Annotated in this window: 14 protein-coding genes and 2 pseudogenes; 3 read left to right on the top strand and 13 right to left on the bottom strand. The window is 62.2% G+C overall.

Features of this window, described 5'->3' with window-relative positions:
* Positions 1-20 precede the first annotated feature (20 nt).
* Positions 21-347, top strand: coding sequence for a hypothetical protein (locus tag XH81_RS02845; protein WP_271595668.1), 327 nt, complete (start codon positions 21-23; stop codon positions 345-347).
* 144 nt (positions 348-491) lie between these two features.
* Here the strand turns inward: XH81_RS02845 and XH81_RS02850 are convergent, their stop codons facing one another.
* Entirely contained in the window at positions 492-986 is a 495-nt protein-coding gene (locus tag XH81_RS02850; protein WP_271595669.1) for a DUF4142 domain-containing protein, read from the bottom strand.
* Positions 987-1,170: 184 nt separating this feature from the next.
* Here XH81_RS02850 and XH81_RS02855 point away from each other — a divergent pair.
* Positions 1,171-1,361 (top strand): annotated as a pseudogene (locus XH81_RS02855) (hypothetical protein).
* A gap of 321 nt (positions 1,362-1,682) precedes the next feature.
* On the opposite strand, the gene XH81_RS02860 reads toward XH81_RS02855, so the two are convergent.
* The 6 genes from XH81_RS02860 to XH81_RS02885 form a co-directional block, all read right to left on the bottom strand.
* Positions 1,683-1,886, bottom strand: a complete 204-nt coding sequence (locus XH81_RS02860) for a cold-shock protein (RefSeq protein WP_028182460.1) — start codon at positions 1,884-1,886, stop codon at positions 1,683-1,685.
* 371 nt (positions 1,887-2,257) lie between these two features.
* Positions 2,258-2,530, bottom strand: a complete 273-nt coding sequence (locus XH81_RS02865; protein ID WP_271595670.1) for a hypothetical protein — start codon at positions 2,528-2,530, stop codon at positions 2,258-2,260.
* Positions 2,505-2,861 (bottom strand): hypothetical protein, encoded by a 357-nt coding sequence (locus XH81_RS02870; protein ID WP_271595671.1) that lies wholly within the window; start codon positions 2,859-2,861, stop codon positions 2,505-2,507. Before XH81_RS02870 ends, XH81_RS02865 begins: the two co-directional genes overlap by 26 nt.
* A 113-nt stretch (positions 2,862-2,974) precedes the next feature.
* Positions 2,975-3,478 carry an HK97 family phage prohead protease gene (locus XH81_RS02875; RefSeq protein WP_271595672.1) on the bottom strand — a complete coding sequence of 168 codons (504 nt, stop codon included), beginning with the start codon at positions 3,476-3,478 and terminating at the stop codon, positions 2,975-2,977.
* A gap of 976 nt (positions 3,479-4,454) precedes the next feature.
* Positions 4,455-4,760 carry a hypothetical protein gene (locus XH81_RS02880; protein WP_271595673.1) on the bottom strand — a complete coding sequence of 102 codons (306 nt, stop codon included), beginning with the start codon at positions 4,758-4,760 and terminating at the stop codon, positions 4,455-4,457.
* A gap of 659 nt (positions 4,761-5,419) precedes the next feature.
* A complete protein-coding gene (locus tag XH81_RS02885; RefSeq protein ID WP_271595674.1) occupies positions 5,420-6,199 on the bottom strand; it encodes a hypothetical protein in 780 nt (259 codons plus the stop codon).
* A 1,323-nt stretch (positions 6,200-7,522) separates the two neighbouring features.
* On the opposite strand from XH81_RS02885, the gene XH81_RS02890 reads away from it, so the two are divergent.
* Positions 7,523-13,960 (top strand): non-ribosomal peptide synthetase, encoded by a 6,438-nt coding sequence (locus tag XH81_RS02890; protein ID WP_271595981.1) that lies wholly within the window; start codon positions 7,523-7,525, stop codon positions 13,958-13,960.
* 1,020 nt (positions 13,961-14,980) lie between these two features.
* On the opposite strand, the pseudogene XH81_RS02900 reads toward XH81_RS02890, so the two are convergent.
* The 6 genes and pseudogenes from XH81_RS02900 to XH81_RS02925 form a co-directional block, all read right to left on the bottom strand.
* Positions 14,981-15,214 (bottom strand): annotated as a pseudogene (locus tag XH81_RS02900) (4-hydroxybenzoyl-CoA thioesterase); the annotation flags it as partial.
* A 442-nt stretch (positions 15,215-15,656) separates the two neighbouring features.
* Positions 15,657-16,544: a terpene synthase family protein gene (locus XH81_RS02905; protein WP_271595675.1), complete on the bottom strand. Its 888-nt coding sequence runs from the start codon at positions 16,542-16,544 to the stop codon at positions 15,657-15,659.
* Positions 16,541-18,088, bottom strand: a complete 1,548-nt coding sequence (locus XH81_RS02910; RefSeq protein ID WP_271595676.1) for a hypothetical protein — start codon at positions 18,086-18,088, stop codon at positions 16,541-16,543. Before XH81_RS02910 ends, XH81_RS02905 begins: the two co-directional genes overlap by 4 nt.
* 192 nt (positions 18,089-18,280) lie before the next feature.
* Positions 18,281-19,279 carry a polyprenyl synthetase family protein gene (locus XH81_RS02915; RefSeq protein ID WP_271595982.1) on the bottom strand — a complete coding sequence of 333 codons (999 nt, stop codon included), beginning with the start codon at positions 19,277-19,279 and terminating at the stop codon, positions 18,281-18,283.
* Positions 19,280-19,433: 154 nt separating this feature from the next.
* Positions 19,434-20,777, bottom strand: coding sequence for a cytochrome P450 (locus XH81_RS02920; protein WP_271595677.1), 1,344 nt, complete (start codon positions 20,775-20,777; stop codon positions 19,434-19,436).
* Complete coding sequence (locus tag XH81_RS02925; RefSeq protein ID WP_271595983.1) at positions 20,777-21,622, bottom strand: SDR family oxidoreductase; 846 nt, start codon at positions 21,620-21,622, stop codon at positions 20,777-20,779. Before XH81_RS02925 ends, XH81_RS02920 begins: the two co-directional genes overlap by 1 nt.

Consider the following 21,622-nt stretch of genomic DNA (forward strand, 5'->3'; position numbering starts at 1 on the left):
CGGTTTTTTGAGGGGGCCTCATGAAAGCATGGCTATCTGTTCTGGCCGCGATCGTTGCGCTGATCATCGGCGCACAATTCATATCCATCTTTGTCGTACAACCGATCGGTGCGCTTCCGGAAGGTCGCACGGTCATTTTGCTCCGTTATCCTTGGAAGAGCGCAAAGGGGCTGGCCTTTATCGATAGCGCGGACGCGTTCTGCGCAAGAAATAGTGGAGGTGTTACGCTACTGTGCCGAGGGATCACAGCGGGAGTGATAGCGAAGAACGCGACAATCCTCGCTCGACTTCCTTACTCAGCCACCCTCTACGGCATCAGTACGGGCGGCCGCACCTATGAGCGGTAGCGTTGTCTCTTGAGCCTTAATTCGCCTCACTTTCCGAGAGCGACTATGCGCCTGGAAATAGCGGCGCCTATCGCCGATCCGAGAATCTATTCGTTGGGCTCGGCCGGCAATTGGCCCTACGCATGGTTCGCCAAGCTCCTCGGATCAACTCCCGGTTTTCAACGACTTCGCGGCGTCCAGGTGCTTTTGCAACGTATCTATCTGGCCGGAAGCATATTCTCCTGCAGCATCCTTACTGTTCGATGCCTTCTTGTACTCGGCGATATCCTTCTGGTGGTCTGCGACCATGTGGGTAGCGAACATCTTGTCGAAGCCTGCGCCGGACATTTTTGACATCTTGTCATACTGGGCTTTTTGCTTCGCATTCGGTCCGACAGGTGGGTTCATTCCCATTGCCTGGGCAGCATCTAAAGCCTTCTGATTAGCGGCGGCGTGATCTGTGGAAAGCATTCGGCCATACGATTTGACGCCATCGCTTTGACCGTTCTGCTGCGCCAGCTCTCCCATGCTCACTTCAGCGAAATTGCCTTCGATGGCCTTCTTGAGGAACGTTTCGCTTTCTTTATCTTTCGCAGGTGCGCTGGCAATTGAGATCGCCATCAAGGTTGCTGTCCCGAGCGACAAAAGCATTCTGTTCATCGGCGACTCCTGTGGGGTGTTTGTCGATGAACACGCCAATAGCAGTAGAGGTTCCAATTAAGGACGAGGGGGCCGCTTAGGGTGCTGGCGGACGCCGCTAGAGGTCCGGGCGCAGGTACTGAGATCGTTGCGTAAGTGTGCGGCTTGCACACGCCGCGCGGTGTTGTTAGATCGTGCCTTCAAGATCAAAGGAGTGATTTTGGCTAGAAAGAAGAAAGTAATTCGCCGCGAGTGGACGAAGGACGACATCAAGGAGCTAAAAGCCCACTCGAGGGCGCGGACGCCGTCAACTTTTCCAAGGCGACCAAGCGCACCATTGGCGCGCTACGTCAGAAGGCGCTCAATCTCGGAATAGGGCTCGGGCATCAGCGATAGTTAAAAACTGAGTGGATCACATCCATTCACCAAACTTCGATATCGATTGACATCAATCTGACGAGATCGGGCGCAGACTGTTACTGGTTACGAGGGTGGAGGGCTCGTTTTAGCCAGCCCCGGCGAGCCCTCCCTCTTGTTCGTCAGTAGGACTGACGTAAACGTTTCTTCTGAAGTGTGACATAGACAACATTGCGGTGCAGCGTCGCGGCGATAGATTGGGCTCGCCGGGGCTGGACGCCATATTTCACTCATCAATTTTAACCCGGCACCAGGCCCGCAGTGGTCCGCCGCTGCGGGCCTTTTTGTTGGGGCGCAGGATCACCCGATCCGCAGATTTTCCGCCGAGTCTTTTCCCCGATTGTTCACAACGTCGAAGCTAACCTTGGCTCCCTCTGCGAGGGAAGTGAAACCAGCCTTCTCGACTGCCGAGATGTGAACAAACACGTCCTTGCCGCCCGAATCCGGTTGAATGAACCCGTAGCCCTTTGTCGGGTTGAACCACTTAACAGTACCCATCGCCACTTTGAATTCTCCATTCTTCAAAAAGCAAAACTAGTGCTCGAATTTCGCCGAAAGAAAGGCTGATCGCAACCCGCCTTCACGCGGGGGCGCCGGCAATCGACGAATTCGTCTTCCGGCTCCTCTTCAACAATTCCGCCCTCAACTCCAGCACCACCTCGACAGGACGCGGTCGCAGCCGATCAACGACCGGGGCTCAATATCCAACGGATTGGCAGAGAACTTGCCGCGGCCAAGTGCTGCGGCCAGAGCGATCCTCAGGTCCCGCAACTGGGCCGGGTCGCTGGTGGCGAGGCCCCGCCGAAATAACGCGACGGCTTCAAGGGAGATGTTGGCGTGCTTGCGGCGTCTATTCTTCCGCGTCCGAAGCGGCATCAGCGCGGTTGTCCAAACTCGGTCAAAGCCCACGGTCTCCCGTAGCGGCCCGGGCGGTTCGGGTTGCGGATGGCATGCTCCTCAAGAAACGCGCGCCCAAACCGCTGCCAGGCAGCGCGTGCCTCCTCGCGATCAGGGTAGCCATTTTCGTCCACCCAGACGCCAGCGCACTTCAGATCGGAAAAACCGTCGTATCCGGTCTCGAATACCTCTTCCCAATCCTCAGGGGCAGCAATGGCGCGATGCTTATTCTTTTTGGGCCGTGCCGGCATCAGCGGCGCGCCCCAATGTTAGATCCCTATGCATTCGCGGCCCGTCGCCCGGCTCAACGTCCAAGCCGAGTTCACGGCAAAGAATCCGGAATCGGTTCTGCGCTTTATGCTCGATGTCGCACCATGGTGAGGATTTTTGGCGGCCGAAGCGGTCGAGCACGACATGGCCATGCTCTGCCTGCGGCGCGGGCCTTTTCCGCCTCGTCCAGGCTTCGCAGGCCAAACGCAGCAGGTGTCGGTGATGGTCGTCTAATTCGAAGTCGGCGTACACCTGTCGCCACCACGTTCTGGCGGCGCGCGACAGGTGATCCGGCGGTTTTGGTGTGCTCATGTCATACCCATAATATTTTAAACTCTGGGGCAGCCCGCGCGATTGTTGATCTTGGGCGCCGGTAAGCAGCGCGCATTTTGGGAGAACGGTCGAATACCCCTCCCCGGCTCACGTCAGCGGGATTCCGGCTTTCGCATCTTTGCTTCGATGCGCCGACGAGCTGCATCGCTGTTGCTGGAGCGGAATGCGGCGGTTGTGGTTGGATAGGCAGGGAATGCCGTCAATGTCAGTTCAAACAAATCTAGATCTGTAATCGTTCTCAGCGGCAATCGATCGCCACCATCTTCCCATTTCTCGGCACGCACTCGAAATCCGAAGCTGCAGCCGCGAACATCTTGCCGGCCAACCGTTCCGAGCGCTGTCAGTCCTTCTGGCGTCGTCGGATCGACGATCAGGGAGAAGTACAAACCAGCACTATTCTCTTGCAGAAAGAGCGAGCGCGCGGCCGTCCGCCCCAATACGCGCCCGCTGTCATGATCGAGCAGCATGACGACGTCAGGTCGCTCCTTCAGCGTTCTGGTGAACGCTCCCCTCGCGATGAACTCACGGAACTCGCCCGAAATCACCGTTTGGTCGCCGAACACCACCGCGAATCCTGTGATCACGTTATCAGCCACGCGCCCTTGCCCCCGCCGCAGCAAGCCTCGCTTCGCGCTTTCCCAGCTTGGATTTCGCCCGCAGCTAGCGTGCGATCTCTACCGGATCCGTGTTGGCGTAAACCTCGGCCTTTCCGGGATTTTAATGCGGCGCGATAGCTTGCTGGCCCGCGTCCGTTTTGAGGTGGCTTTCTCAAACATTGTGACCGGCCTCCGCGCATTCCCTCAAGAAATAAGCGACCCTTTCCGTGAAGTGTGCGCGGACCGGTCCCAAGTAACGGAGACGCACGTCCTCTCGCTCCAGATCGTCCAGAAGCGCATCATGCTCCTCGCGGGCGGCCTCCAGCGCACGAGCGGCCTCGCACACTGCAGCCAGACGCGTTGATATTCTTGGCGTACGGTGGCGCATGCGGTTTTACTGGCTATGTCGCGTGCCTCAGCAGTGCGTCGGAATAGTACCTCGCGGGCGTCCTCGATGTTTGCCATTTCGGTCGCGACTTCACGCAGCTGGCGCGACAGCTCCGCGATGCTGGTGCCTTCCTGAGGGTCACCAAGCAATTATGCGACGGCGGGCGCAATGAATTTGCCACCAGCCACCTTAGCCGCTGCGATTTCACTGAGTCGCTTCGACCGCTGGGTGTTGAGCTCGCAATATCTCTGCTCCAACTCCATCCGTTTTGCGAGCAAGTCAGCGTAGGCGCCGTCCGCCTCTGCGAGGCTGGGCACGCGGTATTCGTCGGCGGGTTTCTTTTTAAATGGAGCCATCAGGCAACAACCTTTCCAAACAAACTGTCCAAAATATCCGCGATTACACGCACCGGCACGGTCGTGGCCGTGCGGTGTCCGCACCGCGCCCAATGTCCGGCGTTAGACCCGGCAACTACAAAATGGCGGATCCAGACGCTGGGGTAGCGATTTAGGACGATCTCAGGCCAGCTGCGCACGAATTCGATCGTTGAGAGTCGCGCATCTATATCGCCACCACGAGCGGTCTCAACTAACAACTCGATTGCGTCGAAAGCCGTTCGCGGAATAGAATGTGGCGTATCCTCGTGGAAGACATGCCGAAAGGGACAAGGCCCGCGTACACATCGTGGTCGTGATCTGCGAGTCTGATTTTGCTAGTGACTGCAATAGCCAAGATCAAACGCAGCGCGTCGGTGTCGTTCAGATTCGGTGACTGGGCTGGGCCACCAGCCGGGATCACGCCCGCATCTCTCAGTCGTGTTGCCACCACCTTCGAACGCCCCGGGTCAAAGCCGAGCGCATCAATGGCCGACAACACATCGGCAAGTTTCGCCATTGTGTTCCCTACTCAATAGAAAGAGTGTTGTTGAAGGTGAATAAAAAGCCGCCAAGCGGCCTCACGGCTCTAAGGCCGAAAAAGATGGCGACGCCGCTAGTGGGCCCGGCGCGCGCCGAAGGGTGCATGTCACGTCGGGATGAGCACATCCCTACGTGTCAATACGGTCCCACCTGCGCGCGGGGACGCTTGTCTACGAAAAAATCAGGTCGCTAGCTCAGAAATTTCACGCCGAGACGGCGCTCGTCGCGCCAAATTACCGAGCAGCCAATGTCTACACCGGCACTTGGAACACGCAGGCTGAAGGCTGCGGGCACGAAAGGCGCGTTATCGATTTGGACTATGGCAGAGGAATCGGTGAGGTGGCGGACCTTGCACCGGACAGGACTGCCGTCGACAAATATCTGTCCAGCATAGACATTGCGTCGCCGCTCGTTCGCCACGTCTTGAAGACTCCCCCGCTATAGCGCGGAGGGATATTCTTCGAAGATTCCGGTCTCAAATGAGGCTAGACCATGGTTTCATTGCTAGACTGCGATCTTCTCCAGCACGACCAGTGCTGAGTCCTGCAGTGCCACGCCCTTGCGCTCGCCTGCCTTGCCGGTGCCCCAGCCCCGTTTTGCGCCAATCTCGCGCGCGTTCAGACCGTCTAAGCTGGCTTACAATACCGCTAGGTGATCGCCCAACGCAGCTTGAACGCGTGGCGCGTCCGTGTCGGCCACGATGGCATTCTCAGCCGCGTCTGGCGCACCGACGAAGCTGTCCTTCGCTGCGGTCGGATTGCTGTGCACGCGATAGGCTAGGAACTCAGCACCGTGCGCAACGGCAGTTGGGCACCGTTCTGCTGGCGCAAGGCCGGCATTGGTACGGGCTTCGGCGAATGTGGCGCGCGAACCTAGAGCCGTGCGGTCTATCTCCATCCCTCGATTGTCATTGCATGCGCACAGACTCTGCGTCCAATGGGCTGAGCGCATGCGTCGATAATCCTCACCCTCGGAGCCACGCTCACGATAGGTCGACAGCATCGGAAACCCGCCGCTACCACGAATAGAAAGGTGCCACTGATTGTCGGCCTGCCGCTCTTCATCGCTTATGCGCCGGCCGCCCTTCGCTTGCCTGAATAGCTCAGCGGCTTCGTGCCAACGGTTGTCCGAGCCGCGCCATTTTACAACGCGCCCGTTCTCAACCTTGATGTAGCTCCTAGCAGCTGCGTCCAGTTCCGCGGGGGTAATCGGGCCGTAGCCGCCGCGGATCCCAATGGCGCCTTTCACGGCAATCCGCACTATCTCGTCGGGACTCGGCCGGATCTGCACGATCCTATCAACTTGTGTGCTGCCGACCTCGTTATCGTTGGCTGCGAACCATGCCGAAGGCGCGAGCGGAGCGGCACGCAAATCTGAACGCCTGCCTGCACGGGCAAGGCGACGTAGGATATTCATTGTCTCAATTCCCATTCCAATCTAGATGACGCGCCGCTTGGCCCGATCGCCTACATCCTGCGGGCTCGCGTCAAGCTGTTGCGGGACCTGCACGCCGCAGGGCCGGCGCATGTACGAGTTTGGGCGCCGCGATGTCAGGCAACCTCTCAGACCTCGTTAACGCCTACAACTTCGCCAAGCGACTCAAAGCTCTCAAAGGCCTCACACCGTTCGAGTTCATCTGCAGTGTCCGGCCCGCACCAGGCCTTGCTTTTTCGTCCACCGACCTCCCGCGCATTGCCGCCTGGCTAGTCGGTTGCGGATGTGCTCCGTCAAGCAGCTAACAAGCTGGCGGATTATCTGCGAAGCGAAGCCATCACCCATGCTACGCTGCCTCAAGCCTTGGTTTTAGGAAAAGCTGGAAGGTTTGGAATCGCAGCCTCTCATTCTTGCTGGAGAGCTGCCGAAGGCTGAACTCATCCGACGCCGGCCTACAACATTTATTGTCAACACCTATGGACGCCTACCGATCTTCGCCCACGTAGTTGCTTGTTTCGGTGATCGTCCTTGTCGTCGGTGTTGTTGTTTGAGCTCTGTCTGGTTCACCACATCGATGCCTCAAGTCGAACAGTAAAACTCCTCTATCACGGCTATAAGCGCGTCGTTCTTTGAGGAACTCTCGCGCAACATCGTTGGCACGTCGGTTGCTTAAGATGCGTAGAACTCTGTGACAATCATCTCGTTTCGGTTCGGATTAGACGTTCGCAATCGGTCCAAATGTAGAAGCGATGGCGTTGTCGCAATCAGGTGCTTGGAGGTGTCGTCTAACCGCTCGGGCTTATCGGCGGGCTCTCTCTCCTTGAAATCACCCCGACGTTGCGGGTGGCGACAGGCACGGAGGATGTTGATGTTTGGTTCGGCGGCTCAGATGGTCGGCCCGTGGATGCGCGGGCACTCGCGAGGAATTCCGGCATGGATCTAGGCCACCGCCTCCGGAACTTAAGCGAAGCTGAGGCGAGAAGCACAGCAGCTGCCCATGAATTGTTGACATCTCGTGAAGAGTTCTGGCGACAGCGACTAGAGCAGTTCAACGTACTTCAGCTTCCGTTTTCGTCGGTAGAAGGCAAGGCTCCGGGGACATGGCAGTCGAGCGGTTGGCTCGTGCCGAGTGCGTTGGCTGAGCTATCTCCCAGTGATCGCGCGGAATTCTTGCTAACTGCTTGGCTGGTCTATCTCGCCCGAATCACGGGGGATTCAGAGCTTCAATTGGGATGGACTCCCGTGCCGAGTAGATCGCGAGCCGGCGTGAAAGCGCTCTAGGTGCTTGTCGCGTCTGTCGTGCCGATGGCAATTACTATCGACCTCGATAATGATTTCGCACAGGCGCGGGCGGCGGTCGCGGCCGAATTCGCTCAGCTGAACGAGCAGGATACCTTTGCGCGGGATCTTATTGCGCGATGCCCGACGTTGCGCGGGGTGGAGGCGCTACGATTGCGCCGGCCCTGGCCGGTTGGCGTTACGCTTACCGGAGAGAGCTGTTCTGCTGCTGAAGAGTCGGCTTCGAGCTCCAGTTCTGAGGTAGCTCGCTCCGGTGAGTTGCTAACGCTCGAGATTTGCGCTCTGGACGGGAACTTCCGATGGCACTTTGATGCAAGTCGCCTGGAGCCGAATCAGATCGAACGTATGACACAGCATTTGCAGAGCTTGTTGTTTGCTGTGAAGGCCGATGCGCAGCACCCAGTGTCGCGGGTTGAGCTGTTGTCATCCTCTGAGCGAGCGTATCTGCTGGAGGAGCTGAACCGGACGGCTGCGACCTATCCGTCGGACCGGTGCATCCATGAGCTGTTCGAGACCCAGGTGCGCCAGGTGCCGGATGCGGTGGCGGTGGTCTATCGGGACCAGCGCGTAAGCTATGGCGAACTCAATGCGCGGGCCAACCGCCTGGCGCATCATCTGATCGCAATTGGAGTGAAGCCGGACCAGCCGGTGGCGATTTGCCTGCAGCGCAGTCCGATGATGGTGGTGGGGCTGTTAGCGATCCTCAAGGCGGGTGGGGCCTATGTGCCGCTGGACCCGGCCTATCCGAGTGCGCGGCTGCACCAGGTGATCGAGGATGCCGCTCCGCAGTTGCTGCTGGCCGATGCGGCCGGCCGCGCCGCGCTCGGCGCTGAGGCGCTGGCCGATGTGACGGTGGTCGATCTGGCGGAGGCGACGCCGGAATGGGCAAATCTGCCAGCCTCGGATCCGGACCCGCGCGCGCTTGGGCTGACCTCGCGCCATCTCGCCTATGTCATTTACACCTCGGGGTCGTCAGGCATGCCTAAGGGCGTGGAAATGCCCCACAGGTCGCTTATGAATTTGCTCTGGTCCTCGCCGGAGTGTGACGCGCCAAAACGACGTACCCTTCAGTTCACGACTTTGAATTTCGACGTCTCGTTCCAGGAATTGTTCAGTTGCTGGAGGGACGGCGGGCTGCTCGTGCTGGTGCGGGAAGAGATCCGTGCCGATTTCTCCGAGTTGTTGGACTTTGTCTGGAGAGAAGAGATCGAAAGGCTTTTCCTTCCATTCGTGGCCTTGAATCATTTTGCCGAAGTTTGGTGCGCTCGGGGGACCCTGCTGCCTTCTTTGAGGGAAGTCTATACAGCGGGTGAGGCATTACGAGCCACCCCCGAGATCAGATCGTTCTTCGAAACGCACCCGAGAGCAAGGTTGATAAATCAGTATGGGCCCACGGAAACCCACGTTGTTACTGAGCACCATCTCGCGGCTGATCCATCATGCTGGCCGCAATTGCCTCCGATTGGCCGTCCGATTGCGAACACGCGGGTGTACCTGCTGGACGGACACGGTGCGCCGGTTCCGTTTGGGGCCGCGGGTGAGCTTTACATTGGCGGAGCGGGGGTGGCGCGCGGCTATCTGAACCGGCCGGAGCTGACTGCGGAGCGGTTCATCGCCAGCCCGTTTGTCGATGGCGACCGGCTGTACCGCACTGGCGACCTGGCGCGCTATTTGCCGGACGGCAATCTTGAGTTTTTGGGCCGCAACGACGATCAGGTGAAGATCCGCGGCTTCCGGATTGAGCCGGGCGAGATTGCGGCGCGGCTCATCGAGCATGCCTGGGTGCGCGATGCGGTGGTGGTGGCGCAGCAGGATGGCACCGGCGAGAAGCGGCTGGTGGCCTATGTGGTGTGTGCGCCTGAAGCTCGATCGGATGAGCGGGATGTAACTGGAGCTGAGCTGGCCGCCACGTTGCGGGCGCATGTGGGCGCGCATCTGCCAGACTACATGATGCCGGCGGCGTTTGTACGGCTGGCGGCCCTCCCGCTGACCGTGAATGGCAAGCTCGATCGCAAGGCGCTGCCGGCGCCGGACGATGAGGCGTATGCGCATAGCGCCTATGAGCCGCCCCAAGGCGAGATCGAGGGGGCGCTGGCACAGATCTGGGCCGAGCTTCTCGGTGTGGAGCGGGTCGGACGCCACGACCACTTCTTCGAACTGGGCGGCCACTCGCTCTTGGCGGTGCAGCTGCTGGAGCGGCTGCGGCGGCGGTCGCTGGGGGTCGAGGTGCGGACCTTGTTTGCAAAGCCCGTGCTGGCGGATCTTGCCGCGAGCCTCGGCAGTCATCACGAGGTGGCGGTCCCGGCCAACCTGATCAGCGAACAGAGTCCGGCGATCACGCCAGAGATGCTGCCGCTGATTGAGCTGACGCAGGGCGAGATCGAGCGGATCGTCGCCACAGTGCCCGGTGGCGTCGGCAACATCCAGGACATTTATGGCTTGTCGCCGCTGCAGGACGGCATCCTGTTCCATTATCTGTTGGCGACAAAGGGCGATCCGTACCTGCTGGTATCGCAGATGGGGTTTGCCGATCGTGACCTGTTGGAGCGCTATCTTGTCGCGGTTCAGCGGGTGGTGGATCGGCACGATATCCTGAGGACGTCATTTGTCTGGGAAGGGCTGTCGCGCCCGGCCCAGGTGGTGTGGCGGAAGGCGCGACTGGAGGTGATCGAGGTCCAGCTGGATGCCGCTCATGGCGGTGGAGCCGAGCAGCTTAAGGATCGGTTTGATCCGCGCCAGCACCGCATCGATCTTGGCCGAGCGCCCTTGTTGCGGTTTGTGATCGCGCGCGAGCCCGGCAGCGCGCGCTGGCTGCTGTTGCAGCTGCAGCATCACCTGATCGGGGATCACACCACGCTGGAGGTGATGCACGCCGAGGTCCGGGCCGTGCTGGCGGGATGCGAGCATGAGCTGGCAGCCCCGCAGCCGTTCCGTAACCTGGTGGCGGCGGCACGGCTGGGCGTTGGAGCAAAGGCGCATGAAGAGTTCTTCCGGACGATGGTGGGGGACATCGCTGAGCCGACCACGCCGTTTGGGCTGAGCGAGGTCCACGGCGACGGCCGCGGGGCTCATGAGGCGCAGCGGATGCTGCCGCAGGCGCTCAACGCGCGATTGCGCAGCCTGGCGCGGCGGCTTGGGGTGAGCCTGGCGAGCCTGTGCCATCTGGCGTGGGGGCAGGTGGTGGCGCGCAGCAGCGGTCGCGAGCAGGTGGTGTTCGGCACGGTGCTGTTCGGCCGCCTGCAGGGCAACGCCGGAGCCGACCGCGCCATGGGGCTGTTCATCAATACCCTGCCGCTGCGGCTTGATCTTGATGGGACCGCGGTCGAGGCGAGCGTGCGAACCACGCATGCCCGGTTGGCCGAGCTGCTGGCACATGAGCATGCTTCGCTGGCGCTGGCGCAGCGCTGCAGCGGCGTTGCGGCGCCGGCACCGCTGTTCAGCGCGCTGTTGAACTACCGCCACAACACGCCGGCGGCGATCTCCGCCTCCGCAGCCGATGAGGTGCTGTCCGGCGTGGAATGGCTGGGCGAGGAGGAGCGCACCAACTATCCGCTGACCTTGTCGGTGGAGGATTTTGGCGAGGCGCTCGGGCTGACGGCGCAGGTGACGGAGGGCGTCTCGGCGGATCGGATCTGCGGCTACATGCAGCGGGCGCTCGAGCAGCTGGCAGAGGCGCTGGAGCGGGCGCCGAACACGCCGGTGCGGGAGCTGGACATCCTGCCACCTGACGAGCGGGCGTATCTGTTGGAGGAGCTGAACCGGACGGCTGCGACCTATCCGTCGGACCGGTGCATCCATGAGCTGTTCGAGACCCAGGTGCGCCAGGTGCCGGATGCGGTGGCGCTGGTCTATCGGGACCAGCGCGTAAGCTATGGCGAACTCAATGCGCAGGCCAACCGCCTGGCGCATCATCTGATCGGGCTCGGAGTGAAGCCGGACCAGCCGGTGGCGATCTGCCTTGAGCGCAGCATCGCGATGGTGGTCGGGCTGCTGGCGATCCTCAAGGCGGGTGGGGCCTATCTGCCGCTGGACCCGGCCTATCCGAGTGCGCGGCTGCACCAGGTGATCGAGGATGCCGCTCCGCAGTTGCTGCTGGCCGATGCGGCCGGCCGCGCCGCGCTCGGCGCTGAGGCGCTGGCCGATGTGACGGTGGTCGATCTGGCGACGGCAACGCCGGAATGGACAAATCTGCCGGCGTCGGATCCGGACCCGCGCGCGCTTGGGCTGACCTCGCGCCATCTCGCCTATGTGATCTACACCTCGGGATCCACAGGTACGCCCAAAGGCGTCATGCTTGAGCATCGCGGCCTGGTGAATCATACGATCTGGCAGGTCGATCAATTCCAGTTCACGGCCCACGACATCTTCTTGCAGCGAACCTCCTTCGCTTTTGATGCTGCCGTATGGGAGCTATGGACAGCTTTGTCGATTGGAGCACGTTTGATCCTTCTTCCTCTCGACCGGCAATCAGACATTCGAACAATTTTAGATCTATTGCACAACTACCGAGTCACAGTTCTGCAAGTGGTTCCGTCGCTTCTTTCAGCATTGCTTACAGTCGCTGAGGTTGAGCAGCAGCAAATCGCTTCTTTGCGCTACCTATTCTGTGGTGGAGAGCTCCTCCGAAAAGAGTTAGTCAACAGATGGTTGCAACTGGGATCGCAGGTACTTGTCAATCTCTATGGGCCTACCGAGGCGACAATTGACGCGGCGGCTTGGCTTTGTCGCGCTAGGTTTGACGGGGCAGTTGTCCCAATTGGGTGCCCGATCGCGAACACGCGGATCTATCTGCTGGACGGTGATGGCGCGCCCGTTCCGTTTGGCGCGGTGGGGGAGCTCTACATTGGCGGGGCGGGGGTGGCACGCGGCTATTTGAACCGGCCCGAGCTGACGGCGGAGCGGTTCATCGCCAGTCCCTTTGTGGACGGCGACCGGCTGTACCGCACCGGCGACCTGGCGCGCTATCTGCCGGACGGCAATCTGGAGTTTTTGGGCCGCAACGACGACCAGGTGAAGATCCGCGGCTTCCGGATCGAGCCCGGTGAGATCGCGGCGCGGCTTGCCGAGCACCCGTTCGTACGCGAGGCGGTGGTGGTGGCCCACGAGGGCCCCGCCGGCGACAAGCACCTTGTCGCCTATGTGGTTGTGGCTGCTGAGCATGCGCTCGAAGCTGAGGGGCCTGACCTGGCCGGGGCCTTGCGCGCACACATAGGTGCGCACCTGCCGGACTACATGGTGCCATCGGCGTTCGTCCGGCTGGCGGCGCTGCCGCTGACGGTGAACGGCAAGCTCGACCGCAAGGGCCTGCCGGCGCCGGAGGATGAGGCGTATGCGCATCGCGCCTACGAGGCGCCGCAAGGCGAGATCGAGACCGCGCTGGCAAAGATCTGGGCCGAGCTTCTCGGGGTAGCGCGGGTCGGACGCCACGACCACTTCTTTGCGCTCGGCGGCCACTCGCTGTTGGCGGTGCAACTGCTCAGTCGAGCACTAGAAGCTGGGCTGACGTTTAGCGCTGCCGACCTCTTCCAAGCCCCTGTTCTGAGTGAGCTTGCATCGAAGATTCGTTTGAAGCGACAGCCCAGCAGTCCGCAAGTGATTTCCGTTCTGGAAACGGGATCACAGCCACCGCTCTTCTTTGTTCCCACAGGGTTGGGCGATTGTTCCTATGTCCTCCCCCTTGTGAAGGAAATGGACCTAGAGTGTCCGGTCTATGCTTTGCCATGGCCGCATTTCGACGACGTACATCCACCAACTCTTGAGGCAATAGCTGCGGAAGTAATGCTAGCAGTTAGAGAAATCCAGCCACATGGACCGTATCGCTTTGCTGGATACTCATCAGGGGCAATCTTGGCTTACGCAATTGCGCAGCAGTTGCTGAATCTGAATGAACCTGTGTCATTCATGGCCTTTATGGATGCTGCGTTACCTGCAAATCGACGAAGGTTATCGCTGACCCAAATGGCACAGGAAGTGCTACTGGATTCTATGGAATTCTTGGAAGATGAGAGCTTCCGATTCTTAGAACGTTTTGCTGCAAACAGCTCGATTGGCCAACTGATTCAAAAGGCACAGCAAATTGGGGCGATACCCCTGGATCGTGATCTAGAAAGCCTTGTTCTGACGTATGAAAAGGCCGCGCAGTTCCAAAGGGCACTGGAATTGTATGAAGTTCCACCTCTTGGAATCGAGATCAACCAGTTTTATGTCAACGCACCTGTCCGCAGCCGTCGTGCACGACGTTCAATAGGTCAGGAAGCAAGTTCGCCGTCGCGGGGGTGGGACAGGGTTTTGCGTCCCGAGGCCATTCACGCCGTGTCCGTTCCGGGTGACCACACGACGATGATGAACATCCCAGAAAACCGCCGAGTTCTGGCTCGATGCCTTTTGATGGCCTTGACCAACTCACCAGACCGTCGGCGGCAATCGCAGGTGCCGCAGCGCTAGTCTAGAAAAGGATACGGGCAACATTTCTCTGCACAGCAAGCATGACGAGTAGACCAACGACCAGAAATGGTCCGAACGGGTTCGACGTTCGTGCGGTGACGCCTTGCCCGACGACATGGCGGCAGAGTACTGTGGATCGGCGCGGCTTTTTGACCCCCGACCGGGGCCAACATTGCAAAAATGCGTAAGCGCCTGGATGCATTTTTTTGGCGCGAGAAGCCCGCCGATTCAAGATGCCTTTTGTGCAGCTGATTTGAGTAGGATCATGACGCTTCGTAGACTGCGACAATTCTGGTTGGATCTGCAGGAATTGTCTGAGCGAAAAGCCGAGTAGCAGGCAGACATGGCGCAGAATATTTAAGACGATCCCGATTTCTTCGCTGGCTACAGCCAGTTGCCCTGACAGGTGCATGGGCTGGACGGCGCCCCTGAATGGCCCGCGATCCGGGCTATGCTGCCCGATCTGGGTGGGAAACGTGTCGTCGATCTGGAATGTGCCTTCCGCTGGGCCTCGCGCTGGATGCGCGAGCAGGGTGCGGCTCGGTTCCGGGTCTGGATCTGTGGCAAAACATGATCGAGCGTTGCGGGAGAGACACGGCGGATAGGATATCGAGTATCGCATCGCCGATCTCGACACGCTGGACCTACCTTAGACGGCTTTCGACCTCGCCTACTGCGCGCTGACCCTTTCACTATGTTCAGGATTTTTGGCCGCCGCGTGCATGTCATCCGCAAAGCACTGGTTCCTGACGGGCATTTTTCCTTACGATAGAGCATCAAAACAGCGAGCGTGAACAGCAACCAGCAGCAAAAGCCGATGCCGACGAGGACAAGCATTGGTCCAAAGATGATCATGGTGCTGGTCTCGGTGAGATAAAAGTCTGACGGTCGCGCCTTCCATACGTGATCGGCTAGAATGGATAGTCAGTCGATGTGCGGTTGGGAGGCCGATCTGGCGGAAAGGGCGCACCAACCGCTCGCTGATCACCATGCTCGAGATTGCCGGATATGGTGCTGCTGCACGACGGAGGAACGGGCAACGAAGGCGAAGCCTGGCGCATCGTTCCGCGTTGCCTTGAGCAGCGCCTTCCGTTTGTTGCCGAGCAGGCGCAAGTAATTCGTTCTGCCACGTTCCACGAAACGCAAAAAATTTGCGTGATAAACAATCTGGCCGGCGTCGGTATCTTCAAAGTAGACACGGACCTGCATGTCGTGCCGTCCGTCTCGAACTTTGCCGTCAAGAGAGACTGTCACAGCGCGGTTCCTCTTATTGCGCGTACAGGGACCCTTGTCTCACACAGACGGGGGTTTTCTGAGCAAGCGCCAAAATCTTGAGCTTGGCTCGAGCCACCGGAAGCTGAGTCAGGGGCCTGAATGCGGCAGGCGTTACGCTGCTGACGTCGACTTCGGACGAATATATGCAAGATCTATAGTGAACGCGTATTGCGGGTATCCAACCACAGCGCGCACAAGAACGTAAGCGGAGTTCTGCTGCTGAAGCCGCATCTCTGGATTTCGCGATGAGCGATGGCAGCCCCTTTCATCGGCAATCCTTAGACCAACTATCCGCTTCCCAAGGACTCTATACCACTGCGTTTTACACGGTGAACAACGCATCGGGCGACGGTGTTGCGTCGGATCGGACCGCGGCATCGCGCGCACGCCGCCGCCTCCCGCGCGTTCAGGCCAGCGCACGTTAGCCTCCTCCCGCAGCGTCGCTGCGGTAGCGGCTGGTCGAGGTCTGGTAGTACTGCGCGCGGATGGCCGCCATGGTCTCGATCAACGGTGCCCAGGGCGCAGGAAAGCGTTCTTTCGCTATCACCCGCTCCAGCATGCGAGTATGCCCGGCCAGCTCGTCATTGAGGAACTCCACCACAGGCATAGCCGGATAGCGCTGCAGCAGCAGGATCGCCGCGTTGTCGGCCTCGCCGGCCGAGCTGTCCATGTCGCGTCCATGCAGATCGTTCTGCAGGCGCCCTATCGCGGAGATGAGCCGCAGGACCTGGCGAAACGCCGGACGCGCGCGCAAGGTCGCCATGTCCAGTCCCCACAGCAACGACAGGCAACAGAACACGTTCGCGTAGGCGATCGAATCGATGCCGTTGTGCAGGTACTCGGCGTAGGACCAGCGTCCCGCCCCTGCCGCCCGCGCGTGTCCTGCGCGCAGCGCCGCGCAGTAGCACCGGGTATCGTCGAGAAGCTGAGCATAGTCGCGAGGATCGTAGGCGAGCGCGGCCAGCGAAGCGCGCAGCACAGCGCAACCCTCGAATCCGGGGAACGCGCACGGCACGCCCTGCCCCAGTGCTTGCTCCACCGCGGCGAGCTGCTCCGGTGCGATCAGGCCAAGGTCGTTGCAATCGTCGAGCCAGAACAGCAGCGCCAGTTCGCGATAGAACGCCACGGTCAGCGTTTCGTCCTGCGGATCGCGGCCGGTGCGGGCGCTGATGTCGTGCAGGCTCGGGTGGATGCGCTGCAGGATGTACTGGCCGCCCCTGACCGCTTCCGCGGCGTGCTCATCGGCGAACCCGGTCAGGGAACGCCCCCACTCCAGCACCTGCTGCAGCGCTCGTTCGGTCTGAATCATGGCGCCGCTCCTGTTCCCTCGGCGAGGACGCGGCGCCCCCAACCAAGCGCCAGCCACAACCCGGCGAGTTCGGCCACGCGCACGACCCGGGTGGGGCAATAGAGTTCCTTGCCGATCCACAGCGGAGTCTGCGGCAATGTGTGCGCCGCATGGCGGGCGAGCATCCACTCCAGCGCACGCGCCACCGCCTGCGCAATGCACTGCCGCCCTGTCGGCTCTTCACTCCCGTCCATCACGTGCAACGCGAACAGCGCATAGGCAGTTTCCTCGAATGTGGACGCGCGACCGGCGCCCCAGCCGCCGTCGTCGCGCTGCGCCTGCAGCAGCGCCGCCAGCGCGCGCTCGTCGCGCCACCGGGGCTTGCCTTGCGCCAGCGCTGCGACCGCATGCGCGGTGGGATACAGCCATGAAACGTGCCATTTTTCGTTGTCCCAGAGACCGTGCGGGTTGCGATTGGCCTCGACGTAAGCGCTGGTGCCGACGGCGGGCTTTCCCAACAGTCGCAACGCATGCAGGGCATGGATGTTGGTCGACACCGAGGCATTGCGCTCGCCGGAGAAGGTGACGAACAGCTCGCCGATTTCGAAATGGCGCAACGCATCGACCGCCCGGTCGCGGCCTGCAAGGCGCAGGACGCACAACGCAACGGCGGTGTCGTCCGCATCTGCCGCGAAGTGCACGGCCGGACCCAGACCGCGCACGCCAAGGCGGGCGTCGAGCTGCGCGACGATCACGCGCACCGCTCCGGCGAGCGCGGGATGCGCAAACAGACCGGCCAGATGCAATGTGTACAGCGACCAGCATGGCTCGAACACATTGATCGGCCAGACGTTGGGAACGACACCTTCGATGCCGCTGCGCGTCGCTCGCGATGCCGCCTGCAGATACGCGTCGGCGCGCCCGACCTGCTGCGTGCTCCCCTGTGTCACGGCGTGCGCACGCCACGCGGCGGTGGCTGCCGGACTGATGCCGATGCTGCCGTCATCATCAGGCCATGCGGTGGTCGGCGACGTCCCCCAGGCTTCCCAGGAGTGCAGCAACGGATGGCCGCTCGGCAACGTCGCCACGGCTCCCAGCTTGACCCGCGCTTGCCGCAACGGCAGCAGCGCCTGGTGGCGCGGAAACGCCTCGCCGCCCGGCAGGGATGCGGCCTCATCGCAAAACCGCGGCAGGATCAGCTCCGCGCCGATCGGCGCGTCGTCCGGCACCGCATGCGCATAGGGATCGGGCTGGCGCTGGAGGAACCGCGTTGCAGCCTGGACAGCGTCGGCAGCGCCGGGAAGAGCGTCGACACGCTGCAATGCCAGCAACGCCGCCCACGTCGGCGCATGACGGAACAGCGGGAAGTCCGCGCTTCCCCATCCGCCATCGGCCTGTTGCTGCGCGATGAGCCACGCGTATGCGTCCTGGCGACCGGTGACGTTGCCGTGGAACTGCAGAGCTCGCGCCGTGTCGTAGACGGATGGACCGACGCTGCCGCCATCGCGCATCTCGCTCAGCAGGTGGCGCAATTCGGAAAGGATCTGTTCAGCCAGCGCGTTCACGCGGGATGTTCCTTCTGCAGACGGTTGACGGGAACCAGATCGGGCAGACGCCGCGCACGTCGCCGCAGGCCCGTCGCGGGCGTGCTGGGCACCGCTGCGATCGGCGCCGCGGACTCGGACACAGTGCAGCATGCACCGCTGCCGCCGGCCGATCGCAGCGGCACAGGGGCGACTCCATGCGGACGGGCGCGCTCATGCGCATGGCGCGTGCTTGAACAGATACGCGTTGGCCCGCTGCAGGATCTGCGCCAACCGCTCCGCACGCGGCCCCAACGGGGCGACGGCCTCCCCGGCGTCGCGCAACAGATCCGGCACGAACTGGCGCGCTGCCTGCAGCCCCATGATCGACGCGCAGGTCGGCTTCCGCGCCGCCGCGTCCTTGCCGGGGGTCTTGCCCAGCGTCGCGGTATCCGCTGTCGCGTCGAGAATGTCGTCGATCACCTGCAACGCCAGGCCGAAACAGGCGCTGTAGCGATCGAGCGCACAGTACAGCGCAGCGTGCGCGGCATCCTCCGAGATGGCGCATAGCGCGCCCATGCGAACGGATGCGCGCACTAGCGCTCCGCACTTCATCCGGTGCATCACCAGGATCCTGTCCAGCTCGACGTGCTTTCCAACCAGCGACAGATCCATGGCCTGCCCGCCCGCGGCACCCTCGGCGGACACCGCCTGCGCCAGTTCGCGCACGAGCGCGATGCGGTTGTCGCCCGGTGCATCCAGGCTCGCCAGGGTCAGGAAGGCGTGCGTCTGCAGCGCATCGCCGACCAGGATCGCGGTGGCTTCGCCGAACTTGACGTGCACGGTCGGAAGGCCGCGGCGAAGCACGTCGTCGTCCATCGCGGGCAGATCGTCGTGGACCAACGTACAGGCGTGCATCATCTCGATGGCGGCACCGACGTCGTCGAGCATGTGCGCCGGCGCGTCGGCCAGTGCGCCGGCAGCCAAACAGAGCAAGGCGCGGGTGCGCTTGCCGCCATGCAAGGTGGCGTAGCGCATCGCCGCCATCAGCTCGGTCTCACCGTCGTCTTCGGCGCAGAGAAGACGCGCCAACGCCTGTTCGACCCGCTTTGCGCCGTCCTGCATCCAGATCTCGGGCAGCAGCCTGCCGGATGCGCCGCGCGCCTGGGCGCCCAATCCGCCGTTGGCGGAAACGCCAGCTCGGTCGTCGTGTGGCGTGTAACCGGTCTGCATGTTGTTCATGTCCTTGTACCTGCCAGGAGATGCCCACGGCGAGCGGCGAGCCGCCGCGGTGTTGCGGGCCTCGCACCGAGCGCGCGCGCCGAGTGCAGCAATGCCGCGCGTCGCCGGCACCGCTGCCTCACCACAGGGGGCATGCGATGCCAGCTCATGAGAATCCGATGCGGATAGTCATGGACGGATGTGCGGTCGGGTAATAGCGCCGGCCTTTTTCGACGCCGCTCAGCAACCGCGGTCGCACCCCGGCCTCGTGCATGGTCAGCGCCAAGGCGATACAGAACTGCACCAGTTCCAGCCATGCCAGGTGGTAGCCCATGCAGACGTGTGGGCCGGTACCGAACTGCAGCATGTCCACCGGCCGGATGGGCTCGGTGCGTTGCAGCCACCGCGCCAGCCGAAACCGATCAGGCGCCTCGTGCAGCAGTGCCGAGGTTGAGAAATGTAGCAGCGGGATGCACAGATCGGTACCCGCAGGAATGCGCCGTTGGCCGAGTCGCAATTCACGCACTGCGCGACGCACTAGGAGCGGCGTCGGCGGATGCACGCGCAGCGTCTCGCGGAACAGCGCCTCGGCGACCGGACACTGCACCAGGTCCGCGTGCCGGGTCGGCACCGCGCCTACGCGTTGCGCCTCCTCGACCAGGGCGTCCCACAACCCAGGCTGCCGCGCTAGCTCGATCACCATCCAGGCCATCGTCGAGGCGGTGGTGTCGTGACCACCAAGCAGCAGCAACCGGATATTGGCGACCAGAACGTCATCGGAAAGCGCATCGTCGCTGCGATCGAAGGCGCTCACCATGTCGTTGATCAACCCGGTGCGCGAGGCATGTTCGCGCGCGGCGCGGACGAACTCGCGCAACCGCGCATCGATCCAGTCGCGGGCGGCACGGCCGCGCCGCAAGGGCAGTCCGGGCAGGTCGACCGGGGGCGCGACGATCAACTGCAGCAGTTGCCGGTACTTGCGATGCCATCCCGGCAGGTCCTGCGCGGGGATTCCCATGAGACTGAAGATAAGCTTGAGCATCAGATCGCCGGTTTCGCGCAGGATGGTGACGTCGCCCTGGTCGCGCCACCTCTGCACGCGCGCCCGGATGACAGGCGCGAACAGCGCGCCGATGCCGGCCTGTGTCAGCCCCTTGGGCAGAAGCGCCGCCTGGATCGCATCGCGCGCCTGCCGGTGCGCGATGCCATCCTGGGCGACCAACGTTCCGCCAAACAATTCGGGCGCGATGTCTTCGATCAGCGCCGAGGACACGTCCTTATGCCGGAGCAGTGCGAGAGCATCCGGATCCATGCAGGTCATCAGGTGGCCGATAGGGCCAAAATCCAGCCAGAACTGGCTACCCAGCGTCCGTTCCGCGCGCCGCAGCAGGCGCGGCAGGTCTCTGGCGATGGCGGGAAGATGCCCGACCAGCGGGAAAGCGCCGGGCACGACCGGGATGTCGTGCCGCAGCCGATGCCGACGGTTCAGCGGGTTGAGCAGCATGTCCATCAGCAGCGCGGCGCCGCGTCTGCTTCGGCGGTCTCGCCGGCAGGCCGCGCCGCGCGGCTGTTGCCACCGTCGGCGTATGTCGGCACATGCGCCAGCATGCCGCCATCGATGCACACGACCTGGCCGGTGATGAACGCAGCATCGTCGGAGAGCAGGAACGCCACCAGCGCGGCCACGTCCTCGGGGCGGCCGACGCGCGGCAGGAGCTGGTGGCGCCGCAGATGCCGTTGCATGCACGCGTCCAGCTTGGCGAGGAGTCGCTCGGTCATGATGAGACCCGGCGCAACCGCATTGCAGCGGATCTGCGCATGACCGTACTGGGTGGCGAGTGAGGCCGACAGCATGTTCATCGCCGCCTTCGACGCGGCGTAGGATGTCAGCGCGGTGTCACCGCTGAGCCCCTGGCACGACGACATGTTGACGATCGCGCCACCGCCGCGGGCGATCATCCGGGGGATGGCCTGCCGGCAGCAGAGCAGCGTGCCACGCAGATTGGTCGCCATGGTCTGATCCCAGACCGCTAGGTCCAGCTCAAGGATCGCGCGGTCACGCGGGGTCAGATGCATCGCGCTCGCGTTGTTCACCAGCAGGTCGACCCCACCGAAGTGCCGCTCCGCCGTCCCGAACAGCGCTGCCACCGCCTGCGCATCGGCGATGTCGATCGCCAGGGCGCGCGCGTGGCCCGCTTCGGCCGCGATCTGCGCGGTGCAGGCGATAGCCGCCGAGCCATCAATGTCGGCCACCACCACTTTGCCGCCCTCGCGCGCGATGGCGAGGGCGCATGCCTTGCCGATGCCGGCGCCGGCGCCGGTCACCACGGCCACTTTGCCTTCAAACCGTCCCAT

Origin of the sequence: Bradyrhizobium sp. CCBAU 25360 (assembly GCF_028128695.1) — a bacterium.
In the GTDB taxonomy this organism is placed as follows: Bacteria; Pseudomonadota; Alphaproteobacteria; order Rhizobiales; family Xanthobacteraceae; genus Bradyrhizobium; species Bradyrhizobium ottawaense.

Bases quoted from the DNA above. Each gene is read 5' to 3' on its own strand.
- XH81_RS02845 (WP_271595668.1), top strand. From the start codon at position 21: ATGAAAGCATGGCTATCTGTTCTGGCCGCGATCGTTGCGCTGATCATC.
- XH81_RS02850 (WP_271595669.1), bottom strand. From the start codon at position 986: ATGAACAGAATGCTTTTGTCGCTCGGGACAGCAACCTTGATGGCGATC.
- XH81_RS02865 (WP_271595670.1), bottom strand. From the start codon at position 2,530: ATGCCGGCACGGCCCAAAAAGAATAAGCATCGCGCCATTGCTGCCCCT.
- XH81_RS02870 (WP_271595671.1), bottom strand. From the start codon at position 2,861: ATGAGCACACCAAAACCGCCGGATCACCTGTCGCGCGCCGCCAGAACG.
- XH81_RS02880 (WP_271595673.1), bottom strand. From the start codon at position 4,760: ATGGCGAAACTTGCCGATGTGTTGTCGGCCATTGATGCGCTCGGCTTT.
- XH81_RS02885 (WP_271595674.1), bottom strand. From the start codon at position 6,199: ATGAATATCCTACGTCGCCTTGCCCGTGCAGGCAGGCGTTCAGATTTG.
- XH81_RS02890 (WP_271595981.1), top strand. From the start codon at position 7,523: ATGGCAATTACTATCGACCTCGATAATGATTTCGCACAGGCGCGGGCG.
- XH81_RS02905 (WP_271595675.1), bottom strand. From the start codon at position 16,544: ATGATTCAGACCGAACGAGCGCTGCAGCAGGTGCTGGAGTGGGGGCGT.
- XH81_RS02915 (WP_271595982.1), bottom strand. From the start codon at position 19,279: ATGCAGACCGGTTACACGCCACACGACGACCGAGCTGGCGTTTCCGCC.
- XH81_RS02920 (WP_271595677.1), bottom strand. From the start codon at position 20,777: ATGGACATGCTGCTCAACCCGCTGAACCGTCGGCATCGGCTGCGGCAC.
- XH81_RS02925 (WP_271595983.1), bottom strand. From the start codon at position 21,622: ATGGGACGGTTTGAAGGCAAAGTGGCCGTGGTGACCGGCGCCGGCGCC.